The following is a 17208-nucleotide window of genomic DNA, read 5'->3' on the forward strand; positions in this document are numbered from 1 at the left end:
CATGGTCGGCGTCAGTCCGCCGGCTTCGCCAGCGCATCGAGTTCCTTGATCACCGCGGGCAGGATCCGCTCGACGATGACCGCGACGCCTTTCGGATTCGGGTGCATGCCGTCGGCCTGCGTCAGCGCCGCCTCGCCCGCCGACCCGTCGAGGAAGAAGGGATAGAGGGAGACACCGTAGGTCGACGCCAGCCGGGCGTAGATCGGGTTGAAGGCGGCAGCATAGTCCGGTCCCATGTTCGGCGGGGCGATCATGCCAGCGAGCAGCACGGGGATCCGGCGCTCCTTCAGCCGCTTCAGCATGGCGTCGAGGTTGCGCTCGGAAATCGCCGGCGCGATGCCGCGCAGCGCGTCGTTCGCGCCGAGCTCGAGGATCACGAGCTTGGCCGTGTCCGGCACCGACCAGTCGAGACGGGCAAGGCCGCCCGTGGTGGTGTCGCCGGAGACGCCTGCATTGGCGACGGTGACGGCATAGCCCTTGGCGACAAGCGCCGCCTGCAGCTGCTCCGGAAAGGACTCGCCCGGCCCGACGCCGAAGCCCGCCGAGAGGCTGTCGCCGAAGGCGACGACCTCGGTCGCCGCCTTCGGCGCGGTCTGCGCCACGGCGGCGGCTGGGCTCAACGCCAATGACAATGCCGTCAGGATCAGGGCGAGCGGTTGGAAGCGTGGCATGGCGGTCCCATATTGCGAAACGTTCGGCCCCGGTGCCGCGGCCTCTCGACGTCCTCTCCAGAGATATAGGAACAGATCCGCGTGACAGAACCGGCGATCCGATTACAGAACGTTCATCTGACGCTGGGCACCGGCCGCACCTCGGTGCACGTCCTGAAGGGCATCGACCTCAACGTCGCGCGGGGCGAATCCGTCGGCATCGTCGGCCCGTCCGGTTCCGGAAAGTCGACGCTCTTGATGGTGCTGGCGGGCCTTGAGCGGGCCGATAGCGGCCTCGTCGAGATCGCCGGGCAGGCGCTGGGCACTCTTTCCGAGGATCAGCTCGCGACCTTCCGTGGCCGCAACATCGGAATCGTCTTCCAGTCCTTCCACCTCATTCCGAACATGACGGCGCTCGAAAACGTCGCGGTTCCGCTGGAGCTCGCCGGGCATCCTGACGCCTTCGAGCGGGCGGCGCGCGAACTTGCCAATGTCGGGCTGAAGGATCGCGTCACGCATTATCCGGGCGAGCTGTCCGGCGGCGAGCAGCAGCGCGTGGCGATGGCACGGGCGCTGGCGCCGGAGCCGGCGATCCTCATCGCCGACGAGCCGACCGGCAATCTCGACGAGACGACGGGTGTCGCCATCGCCGACCTGCTGTTTGCCGAGCAGGCGCGGCGGCAGATGACGCTGGTGCTCGTCACCCACGACAAGCGCCTCGCCGCCCGCTGCGGCCGTGAGGTCGCGGTGCGCAGCGGCAACATCGAGGCGCCGGCGGTAGCAGAACTCCCGGCCGGAAATCCGCCCGCGCCATCGCATGGCTCCACCGGGGTGCCGCTGCGATGACGGCGGTCGATGCGGCCGCGGCGCCGGCGGCGGCCCGCAGCGTCGCGCCGGGCGCCCGCCGCGCGCGGCTGAAGCTGGCCTGGCGTTTTGCGCTGCGCGAGATGCGCGGCGGGCTGTCCGGCTTCTACATCTTCCTCGGCTGCATCACCCTCGGCGTCGCCTCGATCGCGGCGGTGAATTCGGTGTCGTCAATGATGACCTCGGGCATCGAGCGCGAAGGCCGCTCCATCCTCGGCGGCGACATGCGCTTTACCTTCGTCCAGCGCGAGCCCTCCGGCGACGAGCGCGCCTTTATCGAGGGCCTCGGCGCGGTGTCGAAGGCGACCTCGATGCGCTCGATGGCGCGGCTTGCCGACGGCAGCGACCAGTCGCTGGTCGAGGTCAAGGCGATCGACGCCGCCTATCCGCTCTACGGCACGCTGGAGACCGTCCCCGCCGCGCCGATCGCCGACCTCCTCGCGCCGCGCGACGGTCGCCTCGGCGCGTTGGCCGCACCCGAGCTCCTGGAACGGCTGAAGATCCAGCCCGGCGCCGTTCTGAAGCTCGGCACCGCCGAGGTGGAGATCCGCGGCACCATTGCCCGCGAGCCGGACCTTCTGTCCGACGGCTTCAATTTTGCACCGCGGCTGATGCTGTCGGAAGCCGGCCTTGCCGCGACCGGCCTGATCCAGCCCGGCAGCCTGATCGAGAACGCCTACAAGGTGAAGCTGTCGAGCGGGAACGCCAAGACCGCGTCGGCGGCCGCGAACGATCGGTTTCCTTCGGCCGGCTGGAGCATCCGCACCTCGGACCGCGCCGCGCCCTCGCTCCAGCGCAACATCGAGCGGTTCTCGCAGTTCCTGACGCTGGTCGGGCTGACGGCGCTGATCGTCGGCGGCGTCGGCGTCGCCAATGCGGTGAACGCCTATCTCGATTCCAAGCGGGCGGTGATCGCGACCTTCAAGAGCCTCGGCGCCGGCGGCAGCTTCGTCGTCACCATCTATCTCATTCAGATCATGCTGCTGGCCGTGGTCGGCGTCGTCTGCGGCATGGTGCTCGGCGCCATCGCGCCCTTCGTCACCGCGCGTTTCCTTGAAAGCGTGCTGCCGGTCGCCGCCAATGCCTCGGTGTATCCTGGCGCGCTGGCGCTGGCGGCGGTGTTCGGCCTCCTCACCGCGCTCGCCTTCGCCCTCCTGCCGCTCGGCCGCACCCGCGACGTGCCGGCAACGGCGCTGTTCCGCGACGCCACGGCCGTCTCGGGCGTGCGCATGCGCTGGGCCTATCTCGGCGGCGCGATCGGCCTTGCCGTCGTCATCGCGGCGCTGGCGCTGCTGATGGCGAGCGACCGCAAGGTGGCGGCGATCTTCCTCGTTGCCACGGCCGTCGCCTTCCTCATCCTGCGGGCGGTCGCCTGGGCGATTCAGGCGCTGGCCCGGCGGGCGCCGCGCGTGCGCTCGACGCCGCTGCGGCTCGCCATCGGCAACATCCACCGGCCGGGCGCGCTGACGCCCTCGGTGGTGCTGTCGCTCGGCCTCGGCCTGACGCTGCTGGTGACGCTCGCGATCATCGATACCGGCCTGCGCCGGGAGATTTCGACGGGCCTTGCCGACCGGGCGCCGAACTTCTTCTTCGTCGACATCCAGAATGCCGAGATCGCGCCGTTCCGGGCCGAGATCGAGAAGCTGGCGCCGGGCGCGAAGCTCGACGCCGCACCCATGCTGCGCGGCCGGATCACCCGGATCAACGGGCAGGAGGTCGCCAAGATGGAGATCCCGGCCGAGGGCGGCTGGGTGCTGCGCGGCGACCGCGGCGTCACCTATGCCGCGACCAAGCCGGAAAACTCCAACCTCACGGCCGGCGAATGGTGGCCGGCCGACTATAGCGGCGTGCCGCTGGTCTCGTTCTCGGCCGAGGAGGCCGGCGAGCTCGGCCTGAAGATCGGCGAGGAAATGACGGTCAACGTCCTCGGCCGCGACGTCACCGTGAAGATCGCGAACTTCCGCACCGTCGAGTGGGAATCGCTGTCGATCAACTTCGTCATGGTGTTCTCCCCCAACACCTTCGCCGGCGCGCCGCATGCCTGGCTGGCGACGCTGTCGATCCCCCGCGCCACACCGGCGACCGAGGCGGCGGTGATGAACGGCATCACCAATGCCTATCCGGCGGTGACCACCGTCCGGGTGAAGGAGGCGCTCGACACCATCAACGGGCTGATCGCCCAGCTGGCGCTGGCGATCCGGGCGGCTGCCGCCGTCGCTCTCGTCGCCTCGGTGCTGGTCCTGTCGGGGGCGCTCGCCGCCGGCAACCGCAACCGCATCCACGATGCGGTGGTCCTGAAGATGCTGGGGGCGACGCGCCGGGTGCTGATCGGCGCCTTCACCACCGAGTACCTGCTGCTCGGCCTTGCGACCGCAGCGTTTGCGATCGGTGCCGGCGCCCTGGCTGCCTGGTTCGTGGTGTCCTCGATCATGAAGCTGCCGTTCACCTTCGACTGGACGGTCGCGTTGACGACGCTCATTGCCTCGCTGGTCCTGACCGTCGGTTTCGGTCTTGCGGGCACGTGGCGGGTGCTGGGGCAGAAGGCGGCGCCGGTACTTCGGACTCTCTGACATCCGTAAGCTTGGCGAAGTAAAGGGCGTTGGTAAGTTTGGGGTAGCAGTTCCTATCCTTTGCTGTCCGACTTAAGGGAATTTTTAGCCGGCTACTCTAACCTTGTCTTTTCAAGAGGCGGGGGTGCGGTCGAAGCAAGACCTTCTTCCCTGAAGCCTGGGAGGTCGAGTTTTTGATGCGTTTTGCCAATCTGTCCATCGCCAAGAAGATCGGCGTCGCCTTCGCCGTGATGATCCTCGGTTCTGCGGCGATGGGCGCCGCGATGCGCTCGAACATGCAAAGCATTGAGGCCGCACGCACGCGCGCTGAATTCGACAATACCGTCATCGCGACGACGCTCGAGGCGCGGGGCGCCCTGACTCGGCAGGAGAACTCGCTGCGCGGCTTCCTCGTCACCCGCGACACTTATTATGCCGACCGGCTGAAGAAGCACCGGGCGACCTTCGAGAAATACCTGGCGGACATGACGGCATCGCCCGGCATCACGCCGGAGCTGACCGCCACGGTCGCCAAGATCAACTCCGATCTCGCGGCCTGGCACGCCAACATCGCCGAGCCGGCCATCGCCCTCGCCGCCAAGCCGGCGACCTATCCGCAGGCCGTGGCGCTGCTCGGCTCGGACGCGGCGTCGGGCTATATCGACCCTGTCGAGGAGGCGCTCGACGGCCTGAAGGAACAGAAGCGCGCGTCGATCGCGGAAGAGACAGCCGCGCAACTCGCCGCCTTCTCGACGGCACAGACCACACTGTTCGCTGGCATGGGCCTGCTGATCGCGGCAGCAGCAGCTCTGGCCGTGATGCTCTCGCGCGGCATCGGTCGCCCGGTCATCGCCATGCGCGACGCCATGCAGCGGCTGGCCGATGGCGACAGCAGCATCGAGGTGCCCGCGCTCGGCCGCAAGGACGAGGTCGGCCAGATGGCCGGCGCCTTCGACAAGCTGAAGCAGGTGTCCCTCGAGCACGAGCGGCTGGAGGCGGCGGCGGAACAGACCCGCCAGTCGGACGAGCAGCGGGCGGTTCAGTCCGCCGAGGAGGCAGAGGGCTATGTGCGGGCGCATGAGTTTTTCATGCGCGAGGTGCAGACCGGCTTCGAGCGTCTCGCCGCGGGTGATCTCCTGGCGCGGCTAAACCACCCGTTCTCGCCCGATTACGAGGGCATCCGCTCGCTGTTCAACGACAGTGTGGCTTCGCTGGAGCAGGCGATGGCGGCGGTCGTGCAGTCGATCGACGCGATCCGGACCGGTCTTGGCGAGATCACCGTTGCCTCGAACGATCTCTCCCACCGTACCGAGCAGCAGGCGGCCAGTCTTGAGGAGACGGTGGCGGCACTCACCGAGGTGACGCGCGGCGTGAACCAGACGGCGGAAGGCGCCGCCAAGGCGCAGGTCGGCGCCGCCGATGCGCAGCAGAATGCCGAAAAGGGTGGCAGCATTGTCGGGCAGGCGGTGGCGGCCATGCAGGAGATCTCCGACTCCTCCGACAAGATCGGCAAGATCATCGGCGTCATCGACGAGATCGCCTTCCAGACCAATCTCCTCGCCTTGAACGCCGGCGTCGAGGCGGCGCGGGCGGGCGAGGCGGGCAGGGGCTTTGCGGTCGTCGCGCAGGAAGTGCGTGGGCTCGCCCAGCGCTCTGCCGAGGCCGCCAAGGAGATCAAGAACCTCATCTCGACGTCGAGCCGGCAGGTGGGCGAGGGCGTCGAGCTGGTCACGGCCTCCGGCCATTCGCTGGAGGAGATCGTCACCCAGGTGGCCGCCATGTCGAGCGTCGTCGGCCAGATCGCCAGCAGTGCCCGCCATCAGGCGACCAGCCTGCGCGAGGTCTCGGTGGCAGCGGACCAGATGGACAAGGTCACCCAGCAGAACGCCGCCATGGTCGAGCAGACCACCGCGGCCGCCCAGAGCCTATCGCACGAGACCGAGGATCTGGCGGCGCTGATCGGCCGCTTCAAGCTCTCGGTCGCCTCTGCAAGGCCGAAGGCTGCGCCTTCCAGCCCGGTGCGCACCGCAAGGCCGAGCGCGCCCGTCGTGCAGCTGCGCCAGACCGCACCGCAACGCGCCGAGCCGCAGAACGCCGCCGACAGCTGGGAAGAGTTCTGACCGCAAGGTTCTCGGCGGCAGCTTTACCCGTTGCCTCGACCAGAGGCTTTGCGCCGGACCGCGGCTAACGGAGATTTAACCCGCTTCCCGCCGGTTTAGCGGGCCTTGCCACCGCGGCTGGCCTTGTGCGGGCGGGGTCAAGGCCGCATATTGTTGGAAGGCAAGCTGGGCGGTCCCGCCAGCGGCGCCTCGGCCTCCCTTTGCATGGGCCGGGCCGACACCCGACGGGACACGCAGAAAAGGAGTTTTCCATGGCTGACAACTGGAATCAGGGCGCGCGCAGCGTCCCCACCGCCGGTTCGAGGGTCGATGTCACCATCGACCAGGGCCTGCGGACCTACATGCTGAAGGTTTACAACCTGATGGCGCTGGGTCTCGCCATCACCGGTGTCGCCGCCTACGCGATGTTTTCGCTCTCGGTGGTCACCAACGGCGCCGGCGACATCACAGCGCTGACGCCGCTCGGTCAGGCCGTATTCGGCTCGCCGCTGAAGTGGGTGCTGATGTTCGCGCCGCTCGGCCTCGTGATGTTCCTCTCGTTCCGGGTGGACAAGATGAGCGTACCGGCCGCGCAGATGACGTTCTGGGCCTATGCCGGTCTCGTCGGCCTGTCGCTCGCGACGATCTTCATGGTCTACACGCAGGAATCCATCGTCCAGGTGTTCTTCGTGACCGCCGCTTCCTTCGGCGCGCTGTCGCTGTTCGGCTACACGACCAAGCGGGACATCTCGGCCTGGGGCTCGTTCCTGTTCATGGGCGTCATCGGCATCCTGATCGCTTCGGTGGTGAACATCTTCCTGGCGTCGAGCGCGCTGTCCTTCGCCATCTCGGCGATTGGCGTGCTGGTCTTCGCCGGCCTCACCGCCTACGACACGCAGCAGATCAAGGAAATGTACTACGAGGGCGACGGCACCGCCGTAATGGGCCGCAAGGCGATCATGGGCGCGCTGCGTCTCTACCTCGACTTCCTCAACATGTTCATGTTCCTGCTGCAGCTGTTCGGCGACCGCCGCTAAGCCGCATTCGAATTGACATCAAGAAAGGGCGACCCTCGGGTCGCCCTTTTCTTTTGGCCGGGTTCTTGCCAAATGACCGCCTGACAGATGCCAGATCAAGGATCGCCGATGAGTGCCCATGCCCTGCGGGAGGCTGTTCGAGCCGACGTCCCACGCCTGACGGAGATCTACGCGCACGCGGTGCTGAACGGTACGGCGTCCTATGAGCTGGATCCGCCGACCGAGGCCGAGATGTTGGCGCGCTTCGACAGCCTGAAGGCGCAAGGCTACCCCTATCTCGTCGCCGCCAACGGCGCGGGCCGGGTCGTCGGCTACGCCTATGCCGGTCCGTTCCGGACGCGGCCAGCCTATCGCTGGTCGGTAGAGGACGCGATCTACATCGCGCCCGAGGTGCACGGCCACGGCGTTGGCCGCTCGCTGCTGCTGCGATTGATCGAGGAATGCACCGCCAAGGATTTCCGCCAGATGGTCGCGGTGATCGGCGGTTCGGAGCATGTCGCCTCGATCCGGCTGCACGAGCGCGCGGGCTTTCGCACCATCGGCATCTTCCAGGCGTCGGGCTTCAAGTTCGGCAAGTGGATCGACACCGTGCTGATGCAGCTGCAGCTTGGCGAGGGCGCCAGGAGCCTGCCCGACGAGGCGGCCTATCCCGGCAGCCTCTACACCCCGGCCGGCAGCTGACGGCGGCGGAGCGGCCTGTCGCTCCGGGATAACCCGGCGGCGAGCGTCTCAGACCAGCTTCAGCGCCTTGTCGAAGACCTTCAGCACGGTTCCGAGCTCGTGGCCGCGCTTCATCACCAGGCCGCCGGCGGCGACCACACTGAACGCGCCCTGGCGGCGGGCGAGCTTCGGGTTCTTTTCGATCCGGAACAGCGGCATCTCGCTGGTGCGGCGGAAGATCGAGAACACCGCGCGGTCCTTCAGCATGTCGATGGCATAGTCGCGCCACTCGCCGGCGGCGACCATGCGGCCGTAGACGTTGAGGATCTCGGAGAGCTCGCGACGGTCGAAGGATACGATCGGGGCGGGGCTACGGGCGGCGTTGAAGTCGATGAGCGTCGCGGTGCTCTCGCTGTTCGAAGCGGCGTCAGCCAAATCAGATCCCTTTCCGATGATCGACCTTGCCGGGCCGACCAGGATGCTAGAGCATCCCCTTTCAGTCCCCGGATGGTCGCATGAAACATCGAACCCGGCAAAAGATTTTCAAGCCCGGGACGCGCTGCGTGCGCCGGAGCAAGGTCTCGGCTGCTTCTCGATGCGCCTCTAGCATGGCCGGGGATGAGCGGCGGATACCCGCGCATCCTGCCAAGAGGTGGCGCTGACCCGGTTAGGGAAAGACGCTGAGGCCTCAAGAGGGCAGACAGCTATTCCTGCATCCTTTCGGATGCGCGTTCCGCTAAAATTCCAGCGCCGCTGCGGCGAGGATCGGGCCGGGTCCGCCCTTGTCGCCCAGCGCCTGAAGCACCGCGGCATAGCCGTTTTCGCCGTCCTCCGGCTTCAGCATGGAGACGGGGATGTCCACCGCCAGCGGCTTGCCGTCGAGCATGCCGAGGATGCGCCAGTCCCGCACCGCATGCGAGTTGACGAGGGTCATGCCCTTGTTCTCGCCGGTGTCGACCACCGTCCGCGTCGCCCGGTTATAGGTGATCAGCATCAAGACCGGGGTCTTGCCGCCAGGAACGGTCAGGGGGCCGTCCGCGGTGATATGGAGCCGGTCGCCTTGCAGCACCAGCGAGACCGAGGCCTTGCCGTCGGTCAGCGCCGTTTCGCTCACCGCCTTGTCAATCTCCGCGGCGCGCGAGCCGACGACGTCGCGGCGACCGTTGACGATCGCCTGCGGCGTATAGATCGTGCCGGCGTTGAACGCTTTCGCGTAGGCGCGCTGCCGCTCGGTGTTGGTGCGCGACCCGTGGGGATCGGTCCAGCCCATATAGTCCCAGTAGTCGACGTGGTAGGCGAGGGCGATGATGCCGGGATCGGCCGCAAGCTTGCTGAGGATTTCTTCGGCCGGCGGGCAGGAGGCGCAGCCCTGGCTGGTGAAGAGCTCGACCACGCCCCGCACGGAGCGGCTGTCGGCGGACATGTCCTGGCCGATCGCGGGAGCGGCGGCCAGCATGCCGAAGCCGATCAGGGCGGCAAAGGCGATCGCCCGGCCGGTCATGTGGTTCTACCTTTTCGCGACAAGACGCTCGTCTGCTCCGCTTGGCCGATGGTCCGACGGAGTGTCCGTCGCGCTGGCGATGATCCGCCGCGAAGAGGCGCGGGAAACAGCTCGCGCCGTCTGGATGTTCGGCTGCACCCTAGGGTGGCCAAGGCCGATCCACCAGTCAATTGGCAGTGAAAGATTGGTCCGGCTCCTCGGCCATTCCGTGATGAGCCGGGGAAGAGATGCTCTCCCGCCCGGGCAAAACGATGGCGGAAAAGGTGACGGTGCCGGGATGTCCGAAAGGAAATGAGGCACCGGGCGGCTTTCCGCCGATGCAAAACGCCGCCGGATCTCTCCGGCGGCGTCACTGTTCAGGCCATCAGGCCTTCGCGGCGGTTCAGGCGGCGAGGCGGCGCAGCACGTACTGCAGGATGCCGCCATTGTTGAAGTATTCGAGCTCGTCCAGCGTATCGATGCGGCAGAGCAGCGTGACCCGCTCGGTGCTGCCGTCGGCGCGGGTGATCACCGCCTCCATCTTCTGGCGCGGCTTGACCGTGGTCAGGCCTTCGATGGTGATCTTCTCGTCGCCGGTCAGCCCCAGCGTCTGCCAGGACGTGCCTTCCTCGAAGACGAAGGGCGCGATGCCCATGCCGACAAGGTTCGAGCGGTGGATGCGCTCGAAGGACTGCGCGATGACGGCGCGCACGCCGAGAAGGTTGGTGCCCTTGGCCGCCCAGTCGCGCGACGAGCCGGTGCCGTATTCCTTGCCGGCGAAGACGATCAGCGGAACGCCCTCTTCCTTGTACTTCATGGCGGCGTCGTACATCGCCATGACCTCGCCCGAGGGCTCGTGCTTGGTCATGCCGCCTTCGATGCCCGGCACCATCTGGTTCTTGATGCGGATGTTGGCGAAGGTGCCGCGCATCATCACCTGGTGGTTGCCGCGGCGGGCGCCGTAGGAGTTGAAGTCGACCGGGCGGACCTGGTGGCTGACGAGATAGTCGCCGGCCGGGCCGTTCGCCTTGATCGAGCCGGCCGGGGAAATGTGGTCGGTGGTGATCGAGTCGAGGAAGAGCGAGAGGATGCGGGCGTCGTGGATGTCGGTGACGGGCACCGGCTCCATGGTCATGCCCTCGAAGTAGGGCGGGTTCTGGACGTAGGTCGAGCGGTCGTCCCAGTCGTAGGTCAGGCCGCCGGAGACGGCGATCTTCTGCCAGTGCTCGTCGCCCTTGAAGACGTCGGCATAGCGGGTCTCGAACATGTCGCGGGTGACGGTGGCGCGGACGATCTCGGCGATCTCCTGCGTCGTCGGCCAGATGTCCTTCAGGAAGACGTCGTTGCCGTCATGATCCTTGCCGAGCGACTCCGTCGTGATGTCGACGAACATCGAGCCGGCGATGGCGTAGGCGACGACCAGCGGCGGCGAGGCCAGGTAGTTGGCGCGCACGTCCGGATTGACCCGGCCCTCGAAGTTGCGGTTGCCCGAGAGGACCGAGCAGGCGACGAGGTCGTTCTGGGTGATCGCCTCGGAGATCGCCTCCGGCAGCGGGCCGGAATTGCCGATGCAGGTCGTGCAGCCATAGCCGACGAGGTTGAACCCCATCGCGTCGAGGTCCTTCTGCAGGTCGGCCTTCTCAAGATATTCGGTGACGACCTGGGAGCCGGGCGCGAGCGAGGTCTTCACCCAGGGCTTCACCTTCAGGCCCTTGGCGTGCGCCTTGCGGGCGACGAGGCCGGCGGCGACCAAGACGTTCGGGTTGGACGTGTTGGTGCAGGAGGTGATCGCCGCGATCACCACGTCGCCGTCGGCGATGCCGTGCGTCGCGCCCTCGACGTCGTAGCGGGAGACGGCCGGGCTGTCGAAGGCGCCGGTGGCCCCCTCGGAGACGAAGCGGGCCTCGTCGGCCGAGGTCTTCTTCTTGTCGCCCTGCAGTTCGACGAGCGCGGTCTTGAAAGACGACGCGGCCTCGGTCAGCGCGACGCGGTCCTGCGGGCGCTTCGGGCCGGCGAGCGAGGGCACGACGGTGGAAAGGTCGAGCTCGAGGAAGTCGGTGAAGACCGGGTCGGTGCTGGTCTCGTCGCGGTACATGCCCTGGGCGCGCGAATAGGCCTCGACCAGCGCGATGCGGTGCTTGTCGCGGCCGGTCGCCTCGAGATAGCCGATGGTGTCCTTGTCGACCGGGAAGAAGCCGCAGGTGGCGCCGTATTCCGGTGCCATGTTGGCGATCGTCGCCTGGTCTTCCAGGGTGAGGTTCGAAAGGCCTGGGCCGAAGAACTCGACGAACTTGCCGACGACGCCCTTCTTGCGCAGCATCTGCGTGACGGTGAGCACGAGGTCGGTCGCCGTGGTGCCTTCCGGCAGCTTGCCCTCGACGCGGAAGCCGATGACCTCCGGGATCAGCATGGAGACGGGCTGGCCGAGCATGGCCGCTTCCGCCTCGATGCCGCCGACGCCCCAACCGAGGACCGAGAGGCCGTTGACCATGGTGGTGTGCGAATCGGTGCCGACGAGGGTGTCGGGATAGGCGATGGTCTCGCCGTTCTCTTCCTTGATCCAGACGGTCTGCGCGAGATATTCGAGGTTCACCTGATGGCAGATGCCGGTGCCGGGCGGCACGACGCGGAAGTTCTGGAAGGCTTCCGAGCCCCAGCGCAGGAAGGTGTAGCGCTCGCCGTTGCGGTCGTATTCGACGTCGACGTTCTTCTTGAACGAGTCGGCCTGGCCGAAGAAGTCGACCATCACGGAGTGGTCGATGACGAGATCGACCGGCACCAGCGGGTTGACCTTCTTGGGGTCGGCGCCGAGCTGGCGGGTGGCATCGCGCATGGCCGCGAGGTCGACCACGGCGGGCACGCCGGTGAAGTCCTGCATCAGCACGCGGGCCGGGCGGTAGGCGATCTCGTGCCCGGCCTTGCCGCGGTCGTCGACCCAGTTGGCGCAGGCGCGGATGTCATCGGCCTTGACGGTGCGGCCGTCTTCGTTGCGCAGGAGGTTTTCGAGGATGACCTTCATCGAGAACGGCAGGCGCGAGGCGCCGGTGAGGCCGTTGCGCTCTGCTTCCTGCAGATCGAAGTAGATGTAGGGCTTGCCGTCGACGTGAAGCGTCTTGCGGCATTTGAAGCTGTCTGGGTGCGACACGGGCGTCATTCCTTCCCGAACTGGATGATTGTCCGAAAGGCGAACGCCTGCTCGCGCCAAAGATGCGCCTGAAGGTGCGGGTACGACCATTTCCGCATGTCCGCCCCGAAACCCACCGGTGCCAGATGGGGATTCTCTCTTCGGCGCTAACGTTCCACCCCGGTCGCTGGTGTGGTTGCGGCCCTTATAGGCAAGTTTGTAACGGCTATAAAGGGCGTTGCACCGCGGAATGGGCGATTATCCGCAAGGCCCGGCCGATGGCGAAAGCCCCGCGCCATGCTGGACGCCCCGGCGCGATTGCGGCAAAGCATCGGGCATGATCGCTGGCCGCTTCCCTTCGATGTCGCACGACCCCCACCGTTTCGCGGCCGCCCGCGCCGGAGATCGCTTCCGTCCGAACCGCTGCGTCGCCCCGCTGATCGAGGCCAGGGTTTCGTGAGGCTTGTCGCCACAACCCTTTCGGCCGCGCGCGGCGGCACGGTGATCGTCGGGCCGCTCGATTTCACCCTCGCCGCCGGAGAGGCGCTGCTGGTGACCGGAGCGAACGGGGCCGGCAAGTCGACGCTCCTGCGCACGCTCGCCGGCCTCTTGCCGCTCGCCGGCGGCACGCTGACGGTCGAGGGGATGGCGACCTCCGACGGGGAGGCGGCCCGGCGCACCGGCGAGGTCGCGCATTTCCTCGGCCACCGCAACGCGATGAAGCCGACGCTGTCAGTCGGCGCCAACCTCCGCTTCTGGCAGCGTTTTCTCGGCGGCCCCACGCTGTCGATCCCGGCAGCGCTCGCCGCAGTCGGCTTGCCCGACGTCTCGGGTCTCCCCTTCGGCTACCTTTCCGCCGGCCAGCAGCGGCGGGCCTCGCTGGCGCGCCTCCTCGCCGTCCGCCGGCCGCTGTGGATTCTCGACGAGCCGACGGCGGCGCTCGATGCGGGCTCGCAACAACTGTTCGCCGAGCTCCTCGCCGCCCATGTGGCCGGTGGCGGCATGGCGATCGCCGCGACACACCAGCCGCTCGGTGCGGGCATGCGCGAACTGCACCTTTCGCCGAGGGTCCCGCTGCCCGCCGGTTCCGTCCTCAGCCCGGCCGACCTTGCCGCCGCCGAGGGCTGGCTGTGATCGCCGTCTTCCGCCACGATTTGCGGCTTGCCTTCGCCGGCGGCGGCGGCGCGACGACCGGCATCATCTTTTTCCTCGCCGTCATCGCCACGGTGCCCTTCGGCATCGGTCCCGACCTCAATCTCCTTGCGCGCATCGGCCCGGCGATCCTCTGGATCGGCGCGCTGCTCTCGGCGCTTCTGACGCTCGACCGGCTGTTCCAGGCCGATCGCGAGGACGGCACGCTCGACCTCCTCGTCATGGGCGACACGCCGCTGCCGCTGGTGGTTCTGGCCAAATGCCTGGCGCACTGGGCGGCGAGCGGCCTGCCGCTGGTGCTGGCGACGCCGGTGCTCGGTCTGTTCCTGGCGCAGGAGCCGCTCGCCATGGGCGCGGTGATGCTGACCCTCCTCGTCGGCACCCCCGCGATCACGCTGATCGGCGCCGTCGGCGCGGCGGTCGCGGTCGCCTTGCCGCGCGGGGGGCTTCTCGTCTCAGTGCTGGTGCTGCCGCTGGCGATCCCGGTGCTGATTTTCGGCGTCTCGGCGAGCTATGCCGCCGTCTACGAGCCCGATCCCTTCCTGCCGCCGCTGATGATTTTGGGCGCCCTGACGCTGTTCTTCGCCGTGCTCGGCCCGATCGCGGCAGCCGCAGCGCTGAAGCACGGGGGCGACTGACCTTACTGTGGCGAGGGGAGCAGCGGCGATCGACTCGCGTCACTGCGGCGACAGGGCTACCGTGGCAGCCGGCGCCGCCGGGGCGAGCCACCGGGTCCGTGGTCTCCCGGCACAGGCCAGATCCCCGCGCGTTCACCCAAATGTCTATTTGCGCGGCATTTGCACTGCTTCTAAAGTAACGGCATGACCGACCTCTCCGCGACCCCCGGCCGCTTCGCCCTCCTTGCCAATCCGACGCGTTTCCTGGCTTTGTCCGGGGCGGTGCAGCCTTGGCTGTATGGCCTGACGGTGGCGGCGCTCGCGGCCGGGCTCTATCTCGGCCTCACCGCGCCCGACGACTACCAGCAAGGCGCGACGGTGAAGATCATGTTCATCCACGTGCCCTTCGCCTGGCTCTCGATGATGGCCTGGACGGTGATGTCGGTCTCAGCGCTCGGCACGCTGGTCTGGCGCCATCCGCTGGCCGACGTCGCGGTGAAGGCGGCAGCGCCGATCGGCGCCGTGTTTACCGCGCTGGCGCTGATCACCGGCTCGATCTGGGGCCGGCCGATGTGGGGCACCTGGTGGGTGTGGGATGCCCGGCTGACCTCGGTCTTCATCCTGTTCCTGATGTATCTCGGGCTGATCGCGCTGACGCGGGCGCTGGACGATCCCGGCCGCTCGGCGCGCGCGGCGGCAATCCTTGTGCTGGTCGGCTTCGTCAACATCCCCATCATCAAGTTCTCGGTCGACTGGTGGAACACGCTGCACCAGCCGGCGAGCGTCATGCGCGCGGGCGGGCCGTCGATGCCGGCGGTCTTCCTCTGGCCGCTGCTGGTCTCCGCCATCGGCTTCACGCTGCTGTTCTTCGCGCTCCACCTCACGGCGATGCGCACGGAAATCCTGCGCCGCCGCGTCCGCGCGCTGACGAAACTGTCGCTGCGCGCCGCCGACGCCTGAACGGATCTCATCATGCAGAACGACTATTTCGGCTTCATCGCCTCGGCTTACGGCATTTCCGCCGTGGCGCTGATCGGCCTCGCCACCTGGGTGTTCCTCGACGCCCGCGCCCGCCGCGCGGAGATCGCGGCGCTGGAGGCGAGCGGGCTGCGCCGCCGTTCGTCGCGTGGGCCTTCGGCATGAGCGGCGACGCGCTATCCGCCCGCCGCCGGCGTCCCTCGCTCCTCGTCCTCCTGCCGTTCCTCCTGTTCACGGGCCTTGCCGGCCTGTTCCTGTTCCAGCTGGTTTCCGGCCATGATCCGCAGGAGATTCCCTCAGCACTGATCGGGTCATCCGCGCCTCCGACCGACCTGCCGCCGCTCGACGGCATGACGCTCGCCGACGGCGCACCGGTGCCCGGCCTCAATATCGCCAACAGTGACGGGCGGCCGATGCTCGTCAACATCTTCGCCTCCTGGTGCGGGCCGTGCCGGCAGGAGCATCCGCTGCTGATGGAGCTCGCCAAGGACAAGCGCTTCCGGCTGGTCGGCATCAACTACAAGGACCAGCCCGACAACGCCCGCCGCTTCCTCGGCGGCCTCGGCAATCCCTACGCCGCCATCGGCACCGACGTCTCCGGCCGCACCGGCATCAACTGGGGCGTCTACGGCGTGCCCGAAACCTTCCTGGTCTCGGCCGATGGCAAGATCCTCTGGAAGCAGACGGGCCCGTTCAGCCCGGAGGACGTGTCGGGCAAGCTCTACCCGGCGCTGGAGAAGGCGCTGGCGGCGGGCGGCAAGGGCGCTGCCGGCTGAGCGATTGTCCGGTGTCTCTGCCATCCATCTTTGCTATTCTGGCGATGATTGGCGAAGGAGACTTCCATGGGAGACATGCAGGCGATCGGGCTGGGCGCCCATTTCGAAAGCTTCATCGACCGGCAAACCGAATCCGGCCGCTACGAGAATGCACGCGACGTTCTCGTTGCGGCGCTCCGTCTTCTGGAGCGGGAGGAAGCGAAGCTGGATTGGCTCCGCCAAGAGATTGCCAAGGGCGAGGCCAGCGGCCCGGCGGTGCCCTTCGATCTCGATGAGTTTCTGGCGGAGATGGAACTGGAGACGAAGGACGCGCCGTGAGCCCGGTCCAGTTCCTGCCCGAAGCGCGTGCCGATCTCCAGGACATCCACCGTTTCACGCGACGCCATTTCGGCCGAGCGCAGGCCGATGTCTACGTCACCCATATTTCGCAGATCTGCTCTCTGATCTCCGACGGCTATCCCGGTTCACGGAACGAGTCGGCAACGCAGCCGGGTCTCTTCTCACACCGTGTGCGGGCGCACCGAGCGTTCTTTCGCCGAGGACCGGATGGCGGACTGATCGTCGTCCGCATTCTTCACGACGCCATGAATTTCGAGGACCATCTGTAGCCGCATGCTTGACCCCGCCTTCACCACCCGCATCCCCGACGGCGACAACCAGCCGCGAAAGATCTGCGACCATTGTGGCTTCACCGCCTACGAGAACCCGAAGATCGTCGTCGGCTCGGTCGTCAGGCACGAGGGCAAGATCCTCCTCTGCCGCCGGGCGATCGCGCCGCGAGAGGGGTTCTGGACCATCCCAGCCGGCTACATGGAGCTGAACGAGACGCCGGAGGATGGCGCACGCCGAGAGGCCTTCGAGGAGGCGACAGCGCAACTGCGGATCGAGCGGCTGCTGGCGGTCTATTCGGTGCCGCGCATCAGCCAAGTCCAGCTGATCTATCGCGCGACGCTGGAGACGCCCGGAATTGCCGCCGGCGTTGAAAGCCTCGAAGTGGCGCTGTTCGAGCCGGACGACATCCCGTGGGACGATCTCGCTTTCCCCTCGGTGCACTGGGCGCTGCGCCACGACATCGCGGCCGAGGAGGGCGCGTCGCCGGTGCCTTTTGGCAATCCCGACGACGCGACCGGAGACCGCATGCCGGACGGCAGGCTGCTGCCAACCGGCGAGTTCTAGGCGACCCTCTGGCGCCTTGCATCCAGCTCGATGCAAAGCGCCGAGC

The 17208-nt window shown here is 67.6% G+C and carries 17 protein-coding genes; 13 read left to right on the forward strand and 4 right to left on the reverse strand.

The features are described from left to right. Positions 1-11: 11 nt before the first annotated feature. Positions 12-671, reverse strand: a complete 660-nt coding sequence (locus ACZLZY_RS17705; protein ID WP_472935525.1) for an arylesterase — start codon at positions 669-671, stop codon at positions 12-14. Positions 672-752: 81 nt separating this feature from the next. Here ACZLZY_RS17705 and ACZLZY_RS17710 point away from each other — a divergent pair, with 81 nt between their 5' ends. The 5 genes from ACZLZY_RS17710 to ACZLZY_RS17730 all read left to right on the forward strand — a co-directional run bounded on the left by ACZLZY_RS17710 (position 753) and on the right by ACZLZY_RS17730 (position 7880). After that, positions 753-1496: an ABC transporter ATP-binding protein gene (locus ACZLZY_RS17710; RefSeq protein WP_472935526.1), complete on the forward strand. Its 744-nt coding sequence runs from the start codon at positions 753-755 to the stop codon at positions 1494-1496. Then, on the forward strand, positions 1493-4084 hold the full coding sequence (locus ACZLZY_RS17715; RefSeq protein ID WP_472935527.1) for an ABC transporter permease: 2592 nt from the start codon (positions 1493-1495) through the stop codon (positions 4082-4084). Before ACZLZY_RS17710 ends, ACZLZY_RS17715 begins: the two co-directional genes overlap by 4 nt. 176 nt (positions 4085-4260) lie before the next feature. Beyond that, positions 4261-6183 (forward strand): methyl-accepting chemotaxis protein, encoded by a 1923-nt coding sequence (locus tag ACZLZY_RS17720; RefSeq protein ID WP_472935528.1) that lies wholly within the window; start codon positions 4261-4263, stop codon positions 6181-6183. Between the two features lie 251 nt (positions 6184-6434). Further along, positions 6435-7199 (forward strand): Bax inhibitor-1/YccA family protein, encoded by a 765-nt coding sequence (locus tag ACZLZY_RS17725; RefSeq protein WP_472935529.1) that lies wholly within the window; start codon positions 6435-6437, stop codon positions 7197-7199. 108 nt (positions 7200-7307) lie between these two features. Next, positions 7308-7880, forward strand: a complete 573-nt coding sequence (locus ACZLZY_RS17730; protein WP_472935530.1) for a GNAT family N-acetyltransferase — start codon at positions 7308-7310, stop codon at positions 7878-7880. A gap of 48 nt (positions 7881-7928) precedes the next feature. Here ACZLZY_RS17730 and ACZLZY_RS17735 read toward each other — a convergent pair whose 3' ends face one another. The 3 genes from ACZLZY_RS17735 to acnA form a co-directional block, all read right to left on the reverse strand. Next, positions 7929-8252 carry a DUF2794 domain-containing protein gene (locus ACZLZY_RS17735; RefSeq protein ID WP_472935606.1) on the reverse strand — a complete coding sequence of 108 codons (324 nt, stop codon included), beginning with the start codon at positions 8250-8252 and terminating at the stop codon, positions 7929-7931. Positions 8253-8595: 343 nt separating this feature from the next. Then, positions 8596-9360 carry a DUF1223 domain-containing protein gene (locus ACZLZY_RS17740; protein WP_472935531.1) on the reverse strand — a complete coding sequence of 255 codons (765 nt, stop codon included), beginning with the start codon at positions 9358-9360 and terminating at the stop codon, positions 8596-8598. A gap of 382 nt (positions 9361-9742) precedes the next feature. After that, complete coding sequence (gene acnA / locus ACZLZY_RS17745) at positions 9743-12493, reverse strand: aconitate hydratase AcnA (protein WP_472935532.1); 2751 nt, start codon at positions 12491-12493, stop codon at positions 9743-9745. Positions 12494-12919: 426 nt separating this feature from the next. Here acnA and ccmA point away from each other — a divergent pair, with 426 nt between their 5' ends. The 8 genes from ccmA (at position 12920) to ACZLZY_RS17785 (ending at position 17162) form a co-directional block, all read left to right on the forward strand. Then, entirely contained in the window at positions 12920-13597 is a 678-nt protein-coding gene (ccmA, locus tag ACZLZY_RS17750) for a heme ABC exporter ATP-binding protein CcmA (protein WP_472935533.1), read from the forward strand. Next, complete coding sequence (gene ccmB, locus ACZLZY_RS17755; RefSeq protein ID WP_472935534.1) at positions 13594-14253, forward strand: heme exporter protein CcmB; 660 nt, start codon at positions 13594-13596, stop codon at positions 14251-14253. Before ccmA ends, ccmB begins: the two co-directional genes overlap by 4 nt. A 183-nt stretch (positions 14254-14436) precedes the next feature. After that, entirely contained in the window at positions 14437-15192 is a 756-nt protein-coding gene (locus ACZLZY_RS17760; RefSeq protein WP_472935535.1) for a heme ABC transporter permease, read from the forward strand. A gap of 12 nt (positions 15193-15204) precedes the next feature. Next, the gene (ccmD, locus tag ACZLZY_RS17765) at positions 15205-15375 is read left to right on the forward strand and encodes a heme exporter protein CcmD (protein WP_472935536.1); all 171 of its coding nucleotides are present in this window, start codon (positions 15205-15207) and stop codon (positions 15373-15375) included. Further along, on the forward strand, positions 15372-15986 hold the full coding sequence (locus ACZLZY_RS17770; RefSeq protein WP_472935537.1) for a DsbE family thiol:disulfide interchange protein: 615 nt from the start codon (positions 15372-15374) through the stop codon (positions 15984-15986). The genes ccmD and ACZLZY_RS17770 overlap by 4 nt, the downstream gene beginning before the upstream one ends. Positions 15987-16052: 66 nt before the next feature. After that, positions 16053-16304 carry a type II toxin-antitoxin system ParD family antitoxin gene (locus tag ACZLZY_RS17775; RefSeq protein WP_472935538.1) on the forward strand — a complete coding sequence of 84 codons (252 nt, stop codon included), beginning with the start codon at positions 16053-16055 and terminating at the stop codon, positions 16302-16304. Further along, positions 16301-16594, forward strand: a complete 294-nt coding sequence (locus ACZLZY_RS17780; RefSeq protein ID WP_472935539.1) for a type II toxin-antitoxin system RelE/ParE family toxin — start codon at positions 16301-16303, stop codon at positions 16592-16594. The genes ACZLZY_RS17775 and ACZLZY_RS17780 overlap by 4 nt, the downstream gene beginning before the upstream one ends. 4 nt (positions 16595-16598) lie before the next feature. After that, on the forward strand, positions 16599-17162 hold the full coding sequence (locus ACZLZY_RS17785) for an NUDIX hydrolase (protein WP_472935540.1): 564 nt from the start codon (positions 16599-16601) through the stop codon (positions 17160-17162). Positions 17163-17208 lie beyond the last annotated feature (46 nt).

This window comes from Mesocryomonas lacus (assembly GCF_055730135.2).